This is a genomic window from Streptomyces sp. NPDC017202 (genome assembly GCF_044331705.1).
Lineage (GTDB): Bacteria > Actinomycetota > Actinomycetes > Streptomycetales > Streptomycetaceae > Streptomyces.
Genome location: NZ_JBIRNP010000053.1, coordinates 1 through 1,532 on the forward strand (window position 1 = coordinate 1; position 1,532 = coordinate 1,532).

A 1,532-nucleotide genomic window follows, 5' to 3' on the forward strand; every position below is an offset into this window, starting at 1 on the left:
CAACACCGTTGCGTTAGCGCTGTGAGCGGCTGTTGAGGCCGTGTTCGAAGAATGCGACGGTGGTGTGGACGGTGTAGTTCTGGGCCTTCTGGGGGTGTTGTCCGGCGTTCGGGCCGTACTTGCTGGTGGGGTTCTTGCGGGTGCGGGCCTTCACTCGTTGCCGTCGGTGGGTGGGCAGGAGGTCGCTCAGGGCGGCGTGGCCGATCGTGCCGACCAGGTCGATGAGGGTGCCGGGGAAGACTCCATGGCCCGCGGTGACGGTGTCGGTTGCGGCGGCCAGCAGGACGGTGAAGCTGATCCGTTCCATGGGTATGTCCGGCCGTCCGGTCAGGGCGTCGTCGCCGGCGCGGATCAGAGCCTGGTAGGCGGTGAGCAGGGCGTAGACCTCCTGGTCGAGGCCGTCGACGCTGCGGGAGCGCAGGACGCGGCCGTCGAGCATCGTGGCCTTGATCGAGAAATACGTGGTTTCCGCCTGCCACCTGCGGTGATACAGCTCAACGAGTTCGGCGGCCGGATAGCGGACAGGGTCCAGCAGGTTGGTGATCAGCCGCCACTGCTCGGTGCGGACGGTGCCGTCGGCCAGGGTGATGGTGAGACTCGCCTCGATCACGCGCACCGGCAGCAGCACCCGCAGGACGCCGTAGCCGATGCGGGCGATGTAGGAGCCGTCACCCAGGTGCTCGGCGGGGGTGGGGACGCGGCGGGCTCCGGAGCGCACCAGGAACCGCGCCCCGCTGTGGTGGATCGCGTCGAGGAACTCGTTGCCGTCGAAGGCAGCGTCGGCCAGGAGGAGCATCGTCTCGTTCAGACCGGTCAACATCCGCTTGGCGTAAGGGATTTCGCCCTGGGATTCCGGTCCGAAGGCTGCGGCTATGAGCGCGCGGGTGCCGCACTCGACCAGGACCAGCAGCCGCATCAGCGGATAGCCGAACTCCAGACTCTCGCCGGCCCGCTTGGGGTAGCGCCAGATGAGTGTCTCGTCATCGGGGGTGTGCAGCAGGGTCCCGTCGACGGCCACCGTGCGCAGGCCCCGGTAGAAGGACCCGGCCCGCCCGGGACGGGCGACGGGCCCGGCGAGTGTCTCGAACAGAGCCCGCAAAGGCGCGGCCCCCACCCTGCGTCTGGCCCGCGTCAGCGAAGAGGCCGCGGGACACACCAGGGCCAGCGGGGTCAGGGCGGCGGTCAGCTTGGACCACACCGTGCGGTACGAGTGGTGCTCGAACAGCGCGAGAGCGAGCACGAAGTACACCACCACCCGCGAAGGCAGCAGCCGCAGGCGCTTCTCGCGCCGGCCCGTCTCCTCCAGCACCGCGTCCACCAACGCGAAGTCCACGATCTGGGTCAACTCCCCCAGATGACCCGGCGCGAACACACCCCGGGCTGTCTCGATCGTGGACGTGATGACAGACTTCTCCCGCAACGGGACCCCTGACCTTGATCGACTTTCTCGCCGATCGTTGATCTACAGGAGTCCCGTTGTCTCGTACAGCCTCTCTTGCCTCGCAGGTCACAGCGCTAACGCAACGGTGTTG

General features: G+C 67.9%; 1 protein-coding gene. It reads right to left on the reverse strand.

Annotation, left to right across the window (positions count from 1 at the left end; genetic code table 11):
- Window positions 1-13 precede the first annotated feature (13 nt).
- Window positions 14-1,420 (reverse strand): IS4 family transposase, encoded by a 1,407-nt coding sequence (locus ACH4N1_RS34975; protein WP_398104566.1) that lies wholly within the window; start codon window positions 1,418-1,420, stop codon window positions 14-16.
- Between the last annotated feature and the right edge of the window lie 112 nt (window positions 1,421-1,532).